9 protein-coding genes are annotated in these 19,452 nt (G+C 66.5%); 5 read left to right on the top strand and 4 right to left on the bottom strand.

The genetic code is table 11. From position 1 onward, the window contains the following. Positions 1-59 precede the first annotated feature (59 nt). From AC1D29_RS22765 to AC1D29_RS22755, 3 genes are all read left to right on the top strand, one after another. Complete coding sequence (locus tag AC1D29_RS22765; RefSeq protein WP_477901731.1) at positions 60-5,276, top strand: LysM peptidoglycan-binding domain-containing protein; 5,217 nt, start codon at positions 60-62, stop codon at positions 5,274-5,276. Positions 5,277-5,335: 59 nt separating this feature from the next. Further along, the gene (locus AC1D29_RS22760) at positions 5,336-5,755 is read left to right on the top strand and encodes a LysM peptidoglycan-binding domain-containing protein (RefSeq protein ID WP_477901729.1); all 420 of its coding nucleotides are present in this window, start codon (positions 5,336-5,338) and stop codon (positions 5,753-5,755) included. A gap of 192 nt (positions 5,756-5,947) precedes the next feature. Next, on the top strand, positions 5,948-10,906 hold the full coding sequence (locus AC1D29_RS22755) for a LysM peptidoglycan-binding domain-containing protein (RefSeq protein ID WP_477901727.1): 4,959 nt from the start codon (positions 5,948-5,950) through the stop codon (positions 10,904-10,906). An 85-nt stretch (positions 10,907-10,991) separates the two neighbouring features. Here the strand turns inward: AC1D29_RS22755 and AC1D29_RS22750 are convergent, their stop codons facing one another. The 3 genes from AC1D29_RS22750 to AC1D29_RS22740 all read right to left on the bottom strand — a co-directional run bounded on the left by AC1D29_RS22750 (position 10,992) and on the right by AC1D29_RS22740 (position 15,190). After that, positions 10,992-11,771, bottom strand: a complete 780-nt coding sequence (locus AC1D29_RS22750; protein ID WP_477901725.1) for a helix-turn-helix transcriptional regulator — start codon at positions 11,769-11,771, stop codon at positions 10,992-10,994. 199 nt (positions 11,772-11,970) lie between these two features. Then, positions 11,971-14,499: a serine/threonine-protein kinase gene (locus tag AC1D29_RS22745; RefSeq protein ID WP_477901723.1), complete on the bottom strand. Its 2,529-nt coding sequence runs from the start codon at positions 14,497-14,499 to the stop codon at positions 11,971-11,973. Between the two features lie 31 nt (positions 14,500-14,530). After that, a complete protein-coding gene (locus tag AC1D29_RS22740) occupies positions 14,531-15,190 on the bottom strand; it encodes a sigma-70 family RNA polymerase sigma factor (protein WP_477901721.1) in 660 nt (219 codons plus the stop codon). Positions 15,191-16,065: 875 nt separating this feature from the next. Between AC1D29_RS22740 and AC1D29_RS22735 the strand changes: the two genes are divergently transcribed. Beyond that, the gene (locus AC1D29_RS22735; RefSeq protein ID WP_477901719.1) at positions 16,066-17,046 is read left to right on the top strand and encodes an alpha/beta fold hydrolase; all 981 of its coding nucleotides are present in this window, start codon (positions 16,066-16,068) and stop codon (positions 17,044-17,046) included. 24 nt (positions 17,047-17,070) lie between these two features. Here AC1D29_RS22735 and AC1D29_RS22730 read toward each other — a convergent pair whose 3' ends face one another. Further along, positions 17,071-17,970: a LysR family transcriptional regulator gene (locus AC1D29_RS22730; RefSeq protein WP_477901717.1), complete on the bottom strand. Its 900-nt coding sequence runs from the start codon at positions 17,968-17,970 to the stop codon at positions 17,071-17,073. 135 nt (positions 17,971-18,105) lie between these two features. Here AC1D29_RS22730 and AC1D29_RS22725 point away from each other — a divergent pair, with 135 nt between their 5' ends. Further along, positions 18,106-19,104 (top strand): SLAC1 anion channel family protein, encoded by a 999-nt coding sequence (locus tag AC1D29_RS22725; RefSeq protein WP_477901715.1) that lies wholly within the window; start codon positions 18,106-18,108, stop codon positions 19,102-19,104. Positions 19,105-19,452: the final 348 nt, after the last annotated feature.

The following is a 19,452-nucleotide window of genomic DNA, read 5'->3' as shown; positions in this document are numbered from 1 at the left end:
GCAACTACTGTTGATCGTCGGGCCGCCAGGCCCATCTGCCATAGACAAGGAGAGAGTGCATGCTTGACGCCATCGGGTCCAGTTCTTTCGTCGGCCGGGATGACGCCGCACAGGCGGCCGAAGAGGCGCGCCGCCGCGCCGAGGAGGCTGCACGTCGCGCTGCCGAGGAAGCGCGACGCCGCGCCGAGGAAGCCCGCATCGCCGCCGAGAAGGCTCAACGTCGCGCCGAAGCCGCGCGCAAAGCTGCGATGGAAGCCGAGGCCAAGGCGCGAGAAACCCAAGCCCCGAAGGACAAGGACGAGGCCGCTCAGGCCAAGACCGAACTCGAGGCCAAGCAAGCCGATGCGCTCAAAGCCGAAGCCCAGGCCGTGTTGAAGGAGAAGGAGCATGGCCTCGCCCAGGCCAGGTGGAAGGACGCGCAGGACGACCGTGCCCCATCGGCACCGTCGGCCGCCACGCAGGACGCGCAGAAGCAGGCCGACAAGGCAAAGGCGACCGCCGCCTTCTACGGGCCGCCGGCCGCGGACAACGCCAACAGCGGCGTGCCCTCTCTCAACGGGCAAGGTCCGCTGGCCCCCACCGCTCTCGATGGAAAACCACCGCTCTCCGCTTGGGCGATGCCGAAGCAGTCAGCGCCGCAGCATGACGTCGACGGATATGCCAGGCAGATCCAGGACGTCTACGACCAGTCGGGCGCCGCAGCCGCTACACAGCAGCTGGCGTTGGCCGAGGGCAGCACAAACCTGAGCCCTGAGCAGCGCAAGCGGCTAATGGCCAAGGCGGAGCCGGTGATCAGCAAGATCGCCGAGATGATTGGCAAGGACGCGCGCCGCACCGACCTGCCGGCCGATGGCCAGTCCGGCAAGACCACGGGCATCGATGACCAGGCGGAATACCGCGCGCTGGTCAGCGACCTGGCCACGGCCACCGATGCGGCCGGTGATCCTGCGCAGACCAGACACATCGCCGACGTGATCCTGTCGAACACGGCCAAGTCCAAATCCACGGGCGGACATGCCGACACCCTTGACCTGCTGGGGACCGGACTCTCTGCGCTGCCGACCGGCAAGAGCGCGTTGCGCGACATGGTGATGCTGAGCCTGAATGCCGATGCCCCCACCAACTCAGCGCCCGGTTCGGTGCTCGGCGAGTCGGCGCAAGCGCGCGCGTTGACGGCAGCTTACCTGTCGTCGCCCGACGGGCTGACCGGACCGGGCGTCGGCAATGCCGGTGACCCCGACATCGCCGCGGCCTACACGCGCTTCAGCGTCGAGCAGGCGCAGACCAGCAAGATCGTGGCTGACAAGCTGCAGGCCGAGCTCGGCAAGACCTCGCCCGAGGACGACCCAGCGGGCTGGGAGATGTACACCGCCCGCCGCACCGTGGCCAACGAGGACCAGGCCAAGGCTGAACAGGCTGTGGCGGCCGAACTGCGACTCACCTACAGGGCCGACCCGGCTAACAAGGTGGCCACCGAAGACGCAGCGCATGGCATCGCCGACCGCTTCCGCGATGACCCGCTGATGCAAAAGATGGTTGCCGATGCCCAGCACACGGTGCTCAACGAGACCCCGGCCCAGCGCTTGACGAACAGCCATCTCAACGAGGTCAACCGCAAGGCCGCCACGCTCGACGACCTCAGCGGCCGCGAGCGAGAAGGCGACAGGAGCGTCACCGGAGAGCAGATCCAGGCGGCCCGCAAGCAGTACGAGGCGGCGCAGCAGGACCTGCTCGGCAGCGTGAAGACCGATCTGGACGAGACTTACAAGAACCTGCCCGACGGGTTGATGGTTCGCTCCGACGACCCGCTGGCGGATGCCGCCGAGCAGCTTGCCAGCCGCTACAAGGACGACCCGGAGCTGACCGTCGTGGTGAAGGCCGCCACGGATATCCGCCGTATCAACGAGACGGCGGTGCTGGGCAACGAGGCGCAGCTCGACAAGCTGGGCCAGCTACTGCCCAAGGGTGTGGACCCGTCGCTCAAGCGCCTGGTGATGGGGGATGCAAGTGTGAAGGGGGTGGTCGACACCTACGTCACCAATGCTGCTGCCAATGTCGATGAGACCCACCGCACCAAGGGCACGGCGTTCGGTGCCGAGGCGCTGCGCGACCTCACCGACCCGGCCAAGCATGCTGGCGTGACGCCGCAGATCGCCGCACAGATCATCAACAAGTCGCAGCCGACCATCGCGAAGATCGTCGATGACATTTACACGTCATCGCCCAAGGGCAAGGACGGCCAACCCTACGGCGCGGACATCAGCGCCGGCATCAGGGTTGCCGACGCACTCTCGCAGGCCGTCGATGTGGCGGCCGAGGGCGGCGACGTCGTGAAGAAGCAGTACGACAGCCCGGAGATTGAGAAGGCCATCAAGGACACGGCCCATCTGATCGCGACGAAGCCTGCGTTCGACATCACGAAGCTCGGTTTCAACGATGCGGTGGGCAACGGCTACGCGACGCTGGCACTGCAGACCGTCGCCGAGATCAAGAACATGAAGCTCGACGAGGTCGGCCGGGGCGCACTTGGCAAGGTCGACGAGAAGCAGCGCAAGGCATGGGAGGACTCCATGCTGAGCGCCATCAGCCAGGGGCTGGCGCAACTGCAGAAGAAGGTGGATAGCACTTCCGATGAGACGATGACGGGCATGGGGCCGCTGCTGGTGCAGGGCAAGCACTCTCCCAACATGACGGAGGAACAGTTCCGCGCTGGTCAGCAGGCGATGACGGCGGAGGACCCGAAGTTGGCCGAGGCCGTGAGGAAGGGCTTCAAGGCCTTCGACGAATTGGGTTATCGCCTCGTGCGCACCGCGGAGTCAGTCAAGTTCTACAGCAAGGACCTGGGTGAGCTGAAGGCCTACAAGGACGTGCAGGACCGCAGCAGCAAGGTGATGGCGGATGAGAAGTCCACCACCATCATCCTGAGCAGCAACGCCGCCGGCCGGCGCATGGGGGGGCAGATTGCACGGGGGCTGCTCTCCGAGGACATGAAGAACGGTGCGCTTGACGCGCAGCGCTACGGGCTGGGTGCGCAGTTGTTTGGTGACATGGCTGAGTTCCTGGCGGAAAGCTACGTCGTTGGGAAGGGAGAGGCTGGCAAGGCGTTCGTCACCACGCCGGACGGGCCGATTGAAGCCACCCGTATCGGACATCTGCCATTCTTCGCAGGCGCTGCTGTCTGGGGTGCCGGTGGCACCCTGCAAGCCATCATGACTGTGTATCTGGCGGACAACCTGGAGATCGGCGGCAAGTTTGGCCCGGCTCGGAAGTTGTTGCTGTTGGGCCTCGTAGGGGGCTTTGCCGGCTTCCACCTGATGCAGGCGGGCTTGGCTGTGGCCCGCATTCAGCCGCACAGCCTCGGGTTGGGAAACAACGCGGTGACCCGCGGAACCAAGTGGGCTGCAGACAAGATCGACTCGGGGATCAAGAAGGTTGGCAGCAGCATCTTCGATGCCGCGAAGAGCGGTGAGGACAGCTGGAGCCTGTATCTGAAGAATGGCTCCTTGCGTGATCGCTGGACGCAACTCGCGGTGGCGGCCACCCCGCCTCTGGTCAAGCAACTCGTCGGCCTGATGACCATCGCGGTGGCATGGGACCTGAGCGGCGTGATCTTCAATGCTGCCGAGCTTGACGGTAACCAGCGAAATGTCTTCAAGCTTGTCACGCAGGGCACCAACCTTGCGAATGACTCCGTATTGCTGCACCTTCAAGTGCGCGAAATGGTGTTGCGCTTGATCGGCAAGGAGGCTCTGAATGACCCTGCCTACGCCGCTGTAGCCGAGCAGCTGGGCCTGCGCGAAGCCGGAAAGCAGGCCTACGCGGCCGGCGCCAAGAACGGCTGGCGAACCCTGGGCAACAGCGCGTTCCTCAACTTCTTCGAGCAAATGGACGGCACCAAGGAATTGCTCGACGGTTCAATCAAGCGCTTCCTGTTCAAGGAGGCTGTGGGTGAGGGCGGCAAGAGCGTTCTCAAGTTCGCCGTGCTGGGCGACAACCCGGTCGGCTGGGCGGTCAACCTCCTCTACATGGGCACCGCCTTTGCTAACTGGGCCTACGACCACCGCTCGAACATCAATAGCTACGAAAGCCACGACCGTGCCTTCATGAAAGGCGCGGGTCTGGACCATGCCCATGCCGAGGTGATGGACGAGCACGACTGGTGGAGCAGTGATGCCAAGGTCGACGGATTCCTGAAAGCCTACGAGGCGCAGGGGGGCGACCCGGCCAAGTTCATCGATTACGTCAATCACACCGGTACCAAGGTGCTGGACGCGATGCTGGTTGCAGCCGAGCACATGGACGACAAGCTCGACAAGGACGGCAAGGTGCCCATCACGCAGGAAGACCAGGCCTTCCTCGCGCTGCCGCTGGACCCGACCAAGGTCGATACGTCGAAGTACACGGTCATCGGCTTCAACGGCCAGACCAAGCGTTACGAAGACCCCGTGTCCCAGACTTACTGGGACGGCCATGGCCGCTGGTTCTACGACGCGAGGATCGGCAACATGATGGGCACCACGCCTGCGCGCAAGGACGGGCTGGTGTTCTACGACCCGGTCGCCAGGACGAACACCTACGCCAGAGGTGGCACTGGCCACACTCTGCCGGTCGAGGCGACCAGCAAGTCCGGCTGGCAGAACTGGATGCAGGCCAACGGCATGCCGCTGCCGCCGCAGGCGCCGTCACCGATCACGCCGCCTAACGTCGGCAACTTCCTGTCACTGCCCGTCGATCCAGCCAAGGTCGACGTGACGAAGAACACGCGTTTCAGCTACGACGACGGCGACAGGCGCTATCACGACAAGACCACGCACATGGCTTTTGCCGACGGAAAGTGGTATTTCGACCCCAAGGCCGCCGGTGCCGATGGCAATCCGTATGGCATCGTGTCTTATGACCCGGCAGCACGGATGCTCTACACCAAGGGCGACAAGAAGGTGCAGCTGGATCCCAGTAACAGCGGCGAGTTTGATGGCTGGGTCGCAGGCGGTGGCTCGGCCTTCAACGCGTCGACGGACAGCGGCGGTTCTGCGTTGCCTGCGGCGCCGGATGAACCGGCCAAGCAGAACGTCTACGTGGTCGAGACGGGCGACTTTGTCGAGAAGATTGCCGGCTACGACACCGCGGTGAAGGCGCAGATCTACGCGCTCAATCCCTGGCTGAACGACCGCATGGAAGGCCGGTATCCGAACGGTTTGCCCGGACAGGACCCGGACGTCATTTATCCCGGCGACCGATTGATCCTGCCCGTGGACTACAAGCCGCCCCTCGGTTGATGGGCGCGGGCCTCGTCCGGCCGCCCCGCGGCGCGCCGCCTCGGCGGCCCTCAGGCGGCGTGCGGTGCCTGCCCCCATCGACCACGCACTTCAACTACTACGACACCAAGTTGTGCCAGATCATGTTCCCCGACTACGGCGTGAAGCTGTCCGCGCATGGCGGCCGGGCGGTGACGGACTTGCTGCGCGCGAACGGCATGCCGCTGCCACCCCAGCCGGAGCCCGTCCAGCACCAGCCAGCCGACACCTCGCAGACCGCGGGCCGCAACACCTACACGGTGCAGGCCAACGAGAGCGCCTGGCGCATTGCCGGCAACGACCCCCAGCTCGTGCAGTGGATCTATGACCACAACCTGTGGCTCAACGAGCGCATGGAGCGCGACACGCGCCCGATCAACGCGCGCGGCGGCCAGAACCCCAACTACATCGAGGTGGGCGACGTGCTGGTGCTGCCAGAGGGCTACCACGCGCCGAAGTGATGAGGTGAGCAGTCCGTGCCTTGCCGGCAGGGCGTGGGGCACGGCCGCTTCCCGACCCGATTGAAACAGCCACAGCCCAGCCACTCGGCACTGACCGTTTCCGTGGACTCGTAGTTGCGAGCTCAGGGGCACGGCAACTAATGTGCATTGCCGGGCCGCGAGGCCCACCAGATCAAGACCAGGAGTGATTGCATGCTTGACGCCATCGGGTCCAGTTCTTTCGTCGGCCGGGACGACGCCGCACAGGCGGCCGAGGAAGCGCGCCGCCGTGCCGAGGAAGCCGCACGTCGCGCCGCCGAGGAAGCACGGCGCCGCGCCGAGGAAGCCCGCCGCGTGGCCGAAGAGGCGAAGCGCCGTGCCGAAGCCGCACGCCAGGCTGCGATAGATGCCGAGGCCAAGGCACGAGAAACCCACGCTCAGCAGGACGAGGACAAGGTCGCCAAGGCCAAGACCGAACTGAAGGCCAAGCAGGCGGATGCACTCAAGGCCGAGGCCCAGGCCGTGTTCAAGGAGAAGGAGCATGGCCTCGCCCAGGCCCGGTGGAAGGACGCGCAGGACAACCGTGCCCCATCGGCGCCCTCGGCCGCCACGCAGGATGCGCAGAAGCAGGTCGACAAGGCCAGGGCGACCTACGCTTTCTACGACCCTTTGGCGGCCGCGACCCCCTTCAACGGCGGGTCGCCGTTCCTCAACGGGCTCGGGCCGCTACCCGCCACGCCCTCGCTTGGCGGCAGCCCGCTGTCGCCGGGGCTTGGACCGTTGCAGCCGAAGCCGACCCTCGGCGGCAATCCGCCACTGTCCCTGCGGCCCACGCAGGGCTTGCCGGTCGCCAAGCATGACGTCGACGGCTATGCCAAGCAGATCCAGGACGTCTACGCCCAGTCCGGCGCAGCCACCGCTGCCCAGCAGCTCGCGCAGGCGATGGGAGACACGAGCCTGAGCCCCGAGCAGCGCAAACAGCTGATGGACAAGGCCCAGCCGGTCATCAGCAAGCTTGCCGAGACGGCGGGCCAGCAGGCGCGCCACACCGACCTGCCGGCCGATGGCCAGGCCGGCAAGACCACGGGCATCGACGACAAGGCGGAGTACCGCGCGCTGGTCGACGACCTGGCCACGGCTGCCGATGCCGCTGGCGACCCGGCGCACGCGCGGCAGCTCGCGCAGACGCTGCTGAACCATCTGGCTGCGGCAGCCACGCCGGGCGGCGGTGCCGACCGGCTCGACCTGTTTGGCGACGCCCTGAGCGCGCACAACGCCGGCAAAGGGGCGCTGCACGACGCGGTGCTGTTCGCGCTGCAATCGCCGCAGAACGCGCAGCCGGGCTCGGTGCTGGCGGCGCCGCCCGACGCGCTGGCCGCCACGGTCCGCCTGATCGCGGGCGTTCCGCAGCCGTCGGGCGTGCCGGGCGCTTCACCCGCCGAGCTGGCGGCGATGAAGACCTACACGGACGACGAGGTCGGCCTGTCGCACGAGCTGCTGCTCGACGCGCGCAAGAAGGAAGGCGAGCTCGCCAAATACAAGCCTGGCACCGAGGACTACGAGAAGGCGTCGCAGGCCTATCGCAGCGCGGCCAACCTGACGATCCGGGAGCGTGCCAAGAGCGAGCAGGCCATCGCGGCGGAGCTGCGCCAGACCTACAAGGCCGATCCGAAGAACGCCGTCGCCACCGAAGATGCGGCGCACGAGATCGCCAAGCGCTTCCGCGACGACCCCGAGGCCCAGATGGTGGTCGACAGCGCGTTGAAGACGGTCAAGACCGAGAACGCCCAGCAGCGCGACACCGGCAACAAGCTCTACGAATTCCACCGCGCAACCGACGAGGTCACGACGCTGCAGGCCCAGCTCAACGCGACCGGGCACACCGACGACGGCGCCTACAAGTCGGCCCTGGCCACCTACGAGACCAAGCGCAATGCGGCGATGGAGGCCCTGGGCCACGAGATCTCCCTGGCCACGGCGGGCGAGCCGGCCGGCGCAGCGCGCGACAAGGCGATCGATGATGCCGCGATGGGCCTTGTCGACCGCTACCTGGGTGACGAGGACCTGGCGCGCATGGCCGCGGCGGCCCGCATCATCAGCCACACGCAGGATGCCAGCGGCACCACCGACCAGATGCTCGCTCTCGGCAAGGCGATGCCGCCCGAAACCAGCCTGCAGATCCGCGAGCTGGTGATGTCGGACCCGGGCGTCAAGAAGCTCGTCGACAGCTATGTGAACGAATCGGCCCAGGCCGTGACGGATGCCTACGACAAGGGCGTCAAGGACTACAAGGACGAGTACGGGGACACCTACCGAAGGGACAAGAACTATGCAGCGCCCGCCACGGCGGCCACGCGCAAGTTGATGGAGCTGACGGACCCGGCCAAGCACCCGGAACTCACGCCTGAGATCACGGCGCGCATCGTCAACAAGCTGTTCGGCCCGAACAGCAACGGCACCTTGGACAAGGTGATCGACGACGTCTCGCTGCATGGCGACCATTCCGCGGAGCTGATGACGATTGATGGCACGCCTGACGATTTCAAGTCCTTCCGCGGCATGGACAACGACATGCTGTTGGGCTACGGCTTGAAGGATTTCGACGAGATCATCGGTGGCGTCAGCACGGTCATCGACCGTGCGGCGGCCGGCTCGCACCCGACCGGGAATGCAGCGGACGGCAAGCCGACGATGGCCTGGGAGTCCGACGAGGTGCAGAAGGCCGTCGAGTCCGCCGGGCAGGCCTTCACGATGAACATCGTCGAGAACTGGGGACCACAACAGGGCCGCCTCAATGGCGGCTTCCAGCGTGCCATCGCCAACGGCTCCGGCGCGACGCTGGCGCTGGAGACGGCCCGGCAGGAGAAGGACTTCCAGTTCAAGATGGACTGGGGCCCCGCCGGTGGGCACAAGGTCGACCTCGCCAAGGAAACGCTGCAAAGCACGTCACAGGGGCTGGACGACCTGAAGAAGAACTCGCGCCAGCTGTTCGAGGACCAGCACAAGAAGATGGCTGCCCTGGAAGTGCCGCAGTTGCGATTCGGCAAGCTGATGACCGAGGAGCAGCAGCAAAAGGCCATGCAGGCCGTCATCAAGCAGCATCCCGATTTCGCCAAGGACTTTCAGGACGGCAAGCAGGCGCTGGACGCGCGCGGCTACCGCCTGCTGCGCGACAGCGAGATGGTCACTTTCTATGGCGCGGACGACAAGCTGGGCAAGCAGGACGGCTTCAGCCAGGTGAACGACAAGCGCACGTCGTTGATGGATGACGACTACACCAAGACCATGCTGATGGGCAGCGATGCCGCCTCCACCCGCATCAAGGAGCAGGCGGTGCATTCATCGCTGAACTGGATGCGCGACGCCGGCATCGCGCCGCCGGCGGCCCTGGGGCCGGTGCCGGTGAATCTCTATCTGCAGTGGACCGGCGACTTCGCCGAGAACGCCATCGAGAACAACAAGCTCAAGGGCAAGTACGGTGCTGGCTACGCGCGCCTGGGCAACCACGGGCCGGCGGCTGCGGCGAGCTGGGGCGCGGTGGGCGTCACGCAGCTGTGGTTCACCGACTATCTCTATCACAACGTCAATTTCGACGCGAGCCAGTCCTGGCGAAAGCCGGTGTTGCTGGGGCTGGTGGGGGGCTTCGCGGGCATCAAGGTGCTGGAGGCCGGTGCCGCGCTGGCGCACAAGGGCGCGCAGGCACTGCCGCCGGGCATGCAGCAGATCCTCAACGACACCAAGGGCCTGCCCAGTGTCGAGACGATCCGGCGTGGCAGCGAGTTCACCCGCACCGCCGAATGGCGTTCCATCGGCTTCTTCGGCCTGCTGCACGCCGACGCCGCGGTGTGGGACTTGAGCCGGGTCAACAGCGAGGTCAACAATTTCCAGGACGGCAAGCCGGTCGACCAGCGCAACTTCTGGACCGCCACGGTCAACCTGTCCAACGATGTCGCGATCTCGACGCTCGAGTTCAAGGGGGCCTGGAACCTGCTCAAGGACCCGTTGGTCACCACCGAGGAGGCCAAACGCATCGCCGCAACGGGTGGCACGGCCGTGACGCGGGATGGCCCGATCAAGGGCGCACAGTTGGCCGTCGAGAAGTTTGTCGACAAATACGCCCTGACCCGCTTCGGCCTGAAGACCGTGATGGCGCCGTCCACTTTCTACGAATTCATCGGCAAGCAGATGGCCAAGAAGCTGCCCTTCATGGAAGCTGGCCCTGCCGGCTGGCTGGCCACCATGGCCTGGACGGCCACCGACCTGATCAACTGGTACGGCAATGAACAGAAGATCCACAAGCAGCTGGAAGCGGTGGACCGCGACTACCTCTCCGCCGCCGGCATGCACCCGGACGCCGCAGACAACCTCGCCGACCGTGACCTGCTGAAGGCCAACTTCAACCGCTGGCTCAGTGGTGAATCGCTGGCCGAGGGGCTGCTGGATGCCTATAGCGATGCCAGTGGCGACCCCGACAAGTTTGTCGACTGGGTCAACGAACTGCAACGCACGGGTCGGCTGGAGCAGGTGCGCCAGGCGTCTGAATACGACGCCGATAAGCGCGCACCGGAGCACTACGAGGCCTTCCTGGCTCTGCCCGAGGACCCGACCAAGGTGGATCTGTCCTATTCGAGCGTGGCCTACAACAAGGACAAGAAGCGCTTCGAGGACCCGATGACGCAGACCTACTACCGCGGGGGCAGCTGGGTCTACGACAAGGACATTGCGGCCGCCTCTGGCGCCGCCAAGGTCAACGACCCCAACAAAGGGCATTACTTCATCGACTACAACCCGAAGTCGCGCGAGATCCATTGCATGGCCGACATCAACATCCCCCTGTCCGCCCGCGGGGGGCAGGGGCTGAAGAACTGGCTGCACGCGCACGGCATGGCGCCACCACCGCTGCCAAAGCCCGACGACAAGCCTGCGACGCCGACCGACACATCCAAGACCGCGCGCAGCAATACCTACACCGTGCAGGAGAACGAGAGCGTCTGGGGCATTGCCGGCAATGACCCGAAGGTCGTGGAGTGGATCTATGACCACAACCTGTGGCTGAACGACCGCATGGAGAGCGACGAGCGGCCCATCAACGCGCGCGGCGGCCAGAACCCCAACTACATCGAAGTGGGCGATGTGCTGGTGCTGCCCGATGGATATCACCCACCGAAGTGATGAGCTGCGACCGTGCTCCTTTGGGCGCGGCGCTGCGCCGGCGCGCTCAGTCGGCGCAGCGCGCTTGCGAATCGCCGTCGTGACGTCAGGCGACGTGCGGCGTTGGCCCCAGCGCGGCCTGCATCAGCTGCAGGCGGTTGCGCACGCCGAAGCGCTTGCGCAGCTGGCGCATGTGGTAGTCGACGTTGTGCAGCGACAGGTCGAGCTGTGCGGCAATGAGCTTGTCGGGCAGGCCGCGCGCCAGCCCCGCCAGGATCTCGGACTGCAGCGGCGTCAGCGCGCCGGCCGCACCGCTCAGGCCGTCCGCTTGCGGCGCCAGCGTGTAGCGGCTGTAGAACTCGTGCAGGCACAGCGCCAGCGTCAGGACCTGGCCCAACACGGCATCGGTCATCCAGTCGCGGCCCGATCGCTTCGATATCAGGCTGACGATGTGACGATCACGGCCCGGCATGCTGGGCAGACCCATCATCACGCCGCTGCCAGCGCCGGTGGCGCGCAAGTCGTCGAAGAAGCGCTGGCGCAGGCCTTGCAGATAGGAAGGCGTTTCGGCCTCGGCCTCCAGTTCTTCCAGCGTCCACATGGCCGGCAAGCCGGACTCGGGGACGCGCTGCAGCCGCGGATCGACCAGGTGGTAGGACTGGGTGAAATAGTGTTCCGTCCAGGCCGGATCGGCGTAGGTCGTGCAAAACGACCGTGGCACGGGCCGGTCCCTGGCCTGGCTGAAACAGCCGTAGCCCAGCCATTCGAAGCCGAGCGACTGCAGCATCGCCTTCACCGAGCGCTGGCGCAACGCCGGCGTCTCGGCTGCCATCAGCTCGACGAGCAGCGCCGGCTGCAGCCGCGGCTGCGTCAGGTCTCGTTCCACCCCCGGCGGCTCGTCGTGCAGCAAGACCGGCGCAGCGCCGCCTGCTCCCGGCGGTACAGCGTAGTCGTCACGGCGGAACGCCGCTCCCAAAGACGTCAACATTCCCATGCCACACACCTCGGCTGCGCACCAGTTCCAGATACCGCATAAGGCGAGAAACGCCGAGCGACCGGCTCATGGCGTTTCAGCTGGATACGCTTTAGTCGACTGGCGACGAACCGCAGCTTTGCAGTGACTGCGACACGACGTCCGGGGTGGTGCCGGTCCGACTGAGGCCGTTGTGGCTCTCCACCTCTCGCAGGATGCTCAGACTCCTTCGCCACGCGGCGCATGCCCGTTGGTTCTGGTGGCCGGCGGCCAGTGCCTGGCCCAGCAGGTAATGGGCGACACCTTGCTTGTAGCGGGTGTTCAGGTCGCGCAGCGAGCCCTCGGGCAGGCTTTTGTAGCCATCCACCGCCTGCTGCGCGGCTGCCACGGCGGCGACGGCATCACCGTTGGCCAGCAGCGCCCGGCTCATCGAGCCGGTGACGATGGCCACCTCGGCGCGCAGCTGCGCGTTGCTGGGATCCCTGCCGCTCAGTTCGGAGAGGATCTGCACCGCCTGCCGGTACGCATCGGCCGCGTCGCGCGGCTGCTTCGCGCGCATCAACGCCGCGGCCAGGTTGGCGTTGTGGGCCGCGAAATTGCGCTTCAGGCGCGCATCGTCGCCATGCTTTTGCACGATCGGCCCTTGCAGCTCAAGGGCGCGTCGGAACGCGGTGATGGCCAGCTGAACCGTCGCTGGGTCCTCGTCGCGCTCGAAGTAATAAGTGCCTTCTTCCAGATGCGTGGTGGCGAGCCCGGACACGGCGGCCTCGTCACCCGGGCGGCTTGCCAGGATGGCAAGGTACAGCCGGCGGGCGGTTGCCAGGCTTTTGAAGAACGGCTCCACCTTGTCGACGAAACGCTGGACCTGCGCAAGCTGGGAATGCATGGCGGCATGGGTGAACTGCAGGTCCTGATCAAGCGGGCCACGCGAGGCCAGCTGGTCCATCAACGCGACACCCTTCGCCACCAGCGACACGGCCTCGGCATCGTCATCCTGGGAGCCCAGCAGCGTGCCCTTGCGCTGATAGAGCTGGGCGAGCGCGGCCACGGCGTGGGATTGCGTCGGTTCCGCGACGCGCGGGTTGCCGACGAGATCCTTCACCAACGCGATGCCCCGGTCGTAGCTCTCCCGCGCACTTTTCGGGTCGCCGAGGTTGGACGAATAGGGGCGGCCCTGGATGTCGCCGATGCTGCGGTAGCCGCTGGCCAGCTCGATCTGCAGTTCGTCATCGCCTTTGGCTTCGACGCTCAGTTGACGCAGCGAGTCCAGCGCGTTCTGCACGACCATTTGCCGCGCCGCCGTGCCCCCTGGCAGCGGGGCGATCGCTTTCTGCAGGTCGCGCAGCATGATGTTGGCCAGCTTGCGGACGTCGGCGAAGTGCTGCTCCGCACGGGCCTTCTGCCGGCGCGCTTCGTACACCTCATAGGCCACGACGGTGGCGCCGGCGAACAGGGCCAGCAGCGACGCGGAGAGCGCCAGACGGTGGCGTCGCAGGAAGCGGCTCATGCGGTAGCGCCAGGCGTGGCGCCGGGCCTCGACCGCCAGGCCTTGCAGGTGCCGGGAGAGATCGTCCGCCAGTTCCTCCGCGCAGGCATAGCGCATGGCCGGCGACTTGTGCAGCGCCTTCATCACCACCGCATCCAGGCCACCGCGCAGTTGCCGTTTCAATGTGCGGGCGTCGCTCAAGGTGGCGTCGACCGCGCGGCTCGGCCAGGGGGGCGCGTGCTCGCAGATCGCCTGACTCAGCAAACCGTCACCGGCGTCGTAGGGGCTGGTTCGAGCCAGCAGGCGGTACAGCACCACGCCCAGCGAGTAGACGTCGCTCGCCGGCGTGACCGGCTCGCCGCGGATGTGCTCGGGACTGGCGTATTCAGGCGTCAGGATGCGATAGGCCCACCCTGTGCGCTTGTTGTCGGCCGGCGCCGGACACAGCTGCTCAGCGATGCCGAAATCCAGCAGCTTCACCGTGCCGTCGTCGCGAACATGGATGTTGCTCGGCTTCAGATCGCGGTGCACCACGCCTCGTCGGTGCAGGTAGCCCACCACGTGGCAGACGGTGACGAAAAGGCGCAGCCGTTCGTCGACCCCGAGCCCGCGGTCGTCGCAGTAGGTGTCAATGGCGTCGCCCTGAACGAGTTCCATCACGAACCACGGCGCACCGTCGCCGGTGACACCGGCGTCGATCAGCTTGGCGAGGTTGGGGTGATCCAGCGAGGCAAGCATGCGCCGTTCGGCCCAGAACGGTTCCAGGGCCACCGCCTGGTCGGCGTCCGCCCGCATCACCTTGACCGCGACCTGCTGCTCGTACTGGCCGTCCGCGCGCTCACCGAGATACACCTCGCCCATGCCTCCCCGCGCAATCAGCGACACGAGCCGGTAGGCGCCGAGCGTTCGCCCGACCCATGCGCCCGCGGCGCGCTGCTCCAGCGCCTCGAGCATGAACTCGGCGGGCGGCTCGTCCAACGCGCTTGCCGCAATGCCGGCGGCTTCAAGCAGTTCTTCAACCTCGCGCATCAACGCCGAATCGCCAGCACTGGCTTGCCGCACGAAAGCCTTGCGCTCGTGCGCCGGACGCTCGATGGCGTCGGCCACGATCGACTTGGCACGCTGCCAGAGTTCGACGTCTATCGAGGCGCTCAAGGGCGGTGCTTCCTGGGACGACGGTTCGAGCTCATGCAGGCGCGACGGCGGGCAGGTTGCCGCGCCGCGGGACGCCCGCAGCCGGCCACGCCATCTCGCGCAGCAGCCAGGCACGCGCCGTCACCCATTCGCGCTTCACCGTTGCCGGAGAAATCCCCAGCGCCTCGGCGGTCTCGTCGATGCTGAGGCCGCCGAAGTAGCGGAGCTCGACAACCTGGTTCTGCTGCGGGTCCAGACGCTCCAGCCGCTGCAGGCACTGGTCGAGCGCTAGGATGTTGATCGCCAACTCGCCCGCCTGTACCGATTGGTCCCAATCGGTCGGCACTTCATGAAGCTCGTCAAGGCTCACGGCGATCTGGCCACCGCCGCGTTTGCCGGCCTGACGTGCGCGAGCATGGTCGACCAGGATGTGGCGCATCAGCTTGGAGACCAGCGCGAACAGTTGAGAGCGTGACTGCCACTGCACTTCACGCTCCTGCGACAAGCGCAGGAACGCCTCATGGACCAGGCCGGTGCCCTGCAGCGTGTGGCCCGAGCGCTCGTGCCGAAGATGGCGGCGCGCGAGATGACGCAGATCGTCATACACAAGCGGAATCAGGCGCTCGAACGCCTGGCCGTCGCCGTCGGACCATTTCCGAAGCAATTGCGTCACCGGGCCGTAGGCCATTTCGTCAACGGGTGCGCTCGTCATGATGCAAATGCTCCTCGCTCAAACTGCTCGGGGTGCGCAGCCTACGTCTGCAAATGGCGATCGATGCACCGTTTTTTGGCAGCAGCCTCATTTCAGGGACATTGAAATCGCTTACACGCCGACGGCCTTGGCCATTTCGTGCCGCTGGACTGAAGGGTAAGGTTCGGCAGGGGCGTCATCAGCGATGAAGGTCTTTGCCGACCTGTCCCACGCTTGTGCGACGGGTGTCCAAGCGAAGCCCTCCTGCACCTGCTACTCGCCGCCGCCCGGGTGGTCCCGGGCTCGTGCGGTCGGCGGCGAGCCGCGATCGCGTTAGCGTCCTCACCCCAGCCTTGTTCGGGTGGCAAGAAGCTCTCGCCCCAGTCGCGGGGCAGCGCCGCACTGTCCGCCGCGCGATTGCCGTGGCCAGCCGGAGCAATCGGGTGCGGGAGGAGGAGGGCGTCGACGGGGCGGCCACCGTGGCGTGATGCGGCTCTGGCGCGGTGCATGGCTTGTCTCCAGTCGTCGATGTAGGCGTTTTTCGAGAGCCGGGCGCGGTCACCGGACTGTCGATGGGCCGGACTGTGCGGACAAATGTTATCGATGTCATTTGGGTTTACACCAGTATGGTGCGCATGCCCCAGCGATGACAACGCTGGCGGAAAGTGGCGGGCATGCAGTCTGCGAAGCTGTCGCGGTGCCGAAGCTAGTCGGGCATTGCCGCTCGCATGGGTCATGCTCTTTGGCTCGGGCGACGACGAGGCAAGTGAAGAGAGGGCCGTCGAGGGCCATTCCGATGCGGCGTGAAAGGGTCACTTTCGCGCCGCTGGATTGGTGCGGTGGGAGGCCGTCCCCAGAATGAATTCCACCCGAGACCCCTCGATCTGGAGTTCAACATGAAGACGTTTCTTGCCACCCGCATCGCTGCCGCAGCGATTGCCTTGTCCCTGGCGCCGCTCGCCGCGAACGCGGCGCCTTCCACCACGGCATCAGCCAATGTGGCGACTGCCGCGAACGTGCAGTACCGCAGCGTCGTGATCGACGGCGTGAAGGTGTTCTACCGCGAGGCGGGGCCGAAGGATGCGCCGGTGCTGCTGCTGCTGCACGGTTTCCCGACTTCGTCGCAGATGTTCCGCAACCTCATCCCGCGCCTGGCCGACCGCTACCGCGTGATCGCGCCGGATTACCCGGGTTACGGCCAGAGCGACATGCCGCCGATGGACAAGTTCGAGTACAGCTTCGATCACCTGGGCGCGGTGATGGACAGGTTCACGCAGGTGTTGGGCCTCACGCGCTTTGCGCTGTACGTGCAGGATTACGGTGCGCCCATTGGCTACCGGATTGCCGCGGCGCACCCGGAGCGCATCTCGGCCATCGTGGTGCAGAACGGCAATGCATATGACGAAGGCCTGGACAACGACTTCTGGAAGCCGATCAAGGCCTATTGGGCCAACAAGACCGAGGCCAATGCCGCACCGTTGCGCGCAGCGCTGGAGCTGGGCACCACGCGCTGGCAGTACACCGAAGGCGTGCGCGACGCGGCCAACCTCAGCCCCGACGCCTGGGTGCTGGATCAGGCCTACATGGACCGACCCGGCAACAAGGACATCCAGCTGGCGCTGTTCCACAGCTATGGCAGCAACCCCGGCCGCTACCCCGAATGGCAGGCCTACTTCCGCGAGCATCAGCCGCCCATGCTCATCACCTGGGGCAAGAACGACAAGATCTTCCCGCCGGCCGGCGCCCACCCTTACCTGCGCGACCTGCCTAAGGCCGAGCTGCACCTGCTGGACACGGGGCACTTCGCGCTGGAGGAGGACAGCGCAGCAATCGCGGCGCTGATGCGCGACTTCCTGGCGCGCAAGGTTCGCAACTGAGCGTGTAACGGAGACGGTGAGGCGTCAGCGAAACGCGGGGTTGGCCCGCAGTCTCTCGATCAGCAAGTCCAGCAGCGCCCGGACCTTGGCGTTCGGGCGCCGCCCCTGGCGGTGCAGCACATGCACCGGCACGGGCCCGGGCTCGTAGTCGGGCAGCAGCACCTGCAGCCGACCGTCGCGCAACGCATCGGTCACCTGGTAGGACATGATGCGCGTGATGCCGAAGCCCGCGATGGCCGCCGTGATGGCCGAGTCGTTGGTGGTGGTCATCAGCGCGGGGCGCAGTTCGCACACCAGCGGCTCGCTGTCGTCCTTGAAGCGCCAGCGCGCCGTGGGCGTGACGCCCGTGGCGGAGATGATGGTGTGGTCGACCAGCTCGCTCGGGTGCTGCGGCGCGGCGCGGCGCTTGAGGTAGCCCGGCGAAGCGACCAGCAGCCGCCGGATGGTGCCCACGCGCGTCGCCTGCAGCGAGGAGTCGGGCAGGTCGCCCAGGCGCACCGCCACGTCCACCCCCTCGTCGTCCATGTTCACCATGCGGTCCTCGAAAAGGCACAGCGCTTGGGTTTCCGCGTAGCGGCCCAGGTACTCGGCAATCAGAGGTGCGATGTAGAGGTTGCCGAACAGGACGGGCGCCGTGATCGCCACGCGGCCGCGCGGCGTCGCGTGCACGCCGCCCACGGCGCTGTCCGCATCGTCCAGGTCGGCCAGGATGCGCCGACAGTCGTCGAGGTAGCTTGCGCCTGCCTCCGTCAGCCGAACGACCCGCGTCGTGCGCGTGAACAGCGGCACGCCGAGGTGCCCCTCCAGGTCGGCCACCGCGCGCGTCACGCTGGCGGGTGACAGGTTGAGCTTGCGTGACGCGCCCGCAAAGCCCCCCGCCTCGGCGACGGCGGCGAACACTCGGAGGGAATGCAACTGGTCCATGGAGGAAGTGTCTGTGATGCCGGCGATGCGCCAAGCAGTCCACCGCGCCGTGCAATGGTCACTTTCACCGCGCCTCGTTGGTGCCCGGCGCCGCGCTTCCCAGAATGGAGCCATCCCCACTGGAGGCGAATCAACATGAACGCGAGCACCCTCACCACGGCGCCCACGGGCGCGCGTCCGATGCATTACCTCCCCGTCGCGCTGTTCGGGGCCAGCATGGGCCTGACCGGCCTGAGCGTGGCCTGGCGCCTGGCGCATGTGCGCTTCGGCGTTCCCGAGGCGATCTCGCAGTGCATCGCGGCGGTGGCCGGCCTGGCCTTTGCCGTGCTGTTGGCCGCCTATGGCGTGAAGGCGGCGTTCGCGCCCGATGCCGTGCGCGCTGAATTCAAGCACCCCGTTGCCGGCCACATGTTCGGTCTGTTCATCGCCAACCTGCTGTTGCTGCCCATCGTGCTTGCGCCGCTGTCGCTCGCCTTCGCGCGCGCCCTGTGGGTGGTAGGAGCCGTCTTGATGCTCGTCTTCATGGTGCCGGTGGCCGGCCGGTGGGCGACAGGCCTGCGGCAAGCTCGCGAGAGCGCCACCCCGGCCTGGATCGTCCCGGCCGTTGGCCTGCTCGACGTGCCCCTTGCGGCCCCAGCGCTGCACTTGCCAGCGTCGTGGCATGCGGCGCTGACGCTGTGCTGGGCAGTCGGCCTGGCGATGTCCGTGCTGCTGCTCGCCGCCGTCGGCGCGCGACTGCTGTTCGGCACACCGTTGCCAGCCCCCATGCAGCCCACCCTGCTGATCCTGGTGGCGCCCGCAGCCGTTGGTGCATCGAGCCACGCCGCGCTCTCCGGCGGCCACAGTGATCTGCTGGCACTGGGCCTGTTCGGTGCCGCGCTGCCGCTGCTCGTCGTACTCGTCGCCCAGCTCCGCCGCGCATGGCGTGCGCCGTTCAAGACGATCTGGTGGGCCACCAGCTTCCCGCTCGCGGCGTGCGTGATCGCCTCGCTGCAGATCGCCGCCGCCTTCCGGTCGCGCGTCGCCGATGGCCTGGCTGCGCTGCTGCTCGCCTTTGCATCGATCGTGGTTGCGTGGCTACTGTTTCACACGCTGCGCGGGGTGGGGCAGGGGAGGCTGAGGGAGATTGTGTGATGGGTGAGCGTCTAACCGAGGCCTAGCGCGCCCCGTGTTGCTGCCGTCGTGGAGGCTGCTGTTGGGTTCTGAAGCGCCAGTATGAGGAAGCTGCGTTGGTGCTCGTTCAAGGCTGACTCGGGCTCAGGTACCAGGGCGGCGGGTCACGCCAGGGTTGGGCTTCACGTCCTCGTCAAGCTCGCGGATGATTCAGTCGTTTGCCTACACGTTGGATCGTGTCTCTCTTCTATGGTCTCGCTTCCACCCACTGCAAGGAAACGACATGAGCTTCTTCTCCAAGATCCTCGAAAAACTCGGGATCGGAAATCACCCGGACGGTGCGCCATCCGCGGTGCCAGCCCCCGCAGG

It is taken from the genome of Roseateles sp. P1_C6 (assembly GCF_056406315.1).
This window is presented reverse-complemented; position numbering and strand designations above follow the sequence as displayed.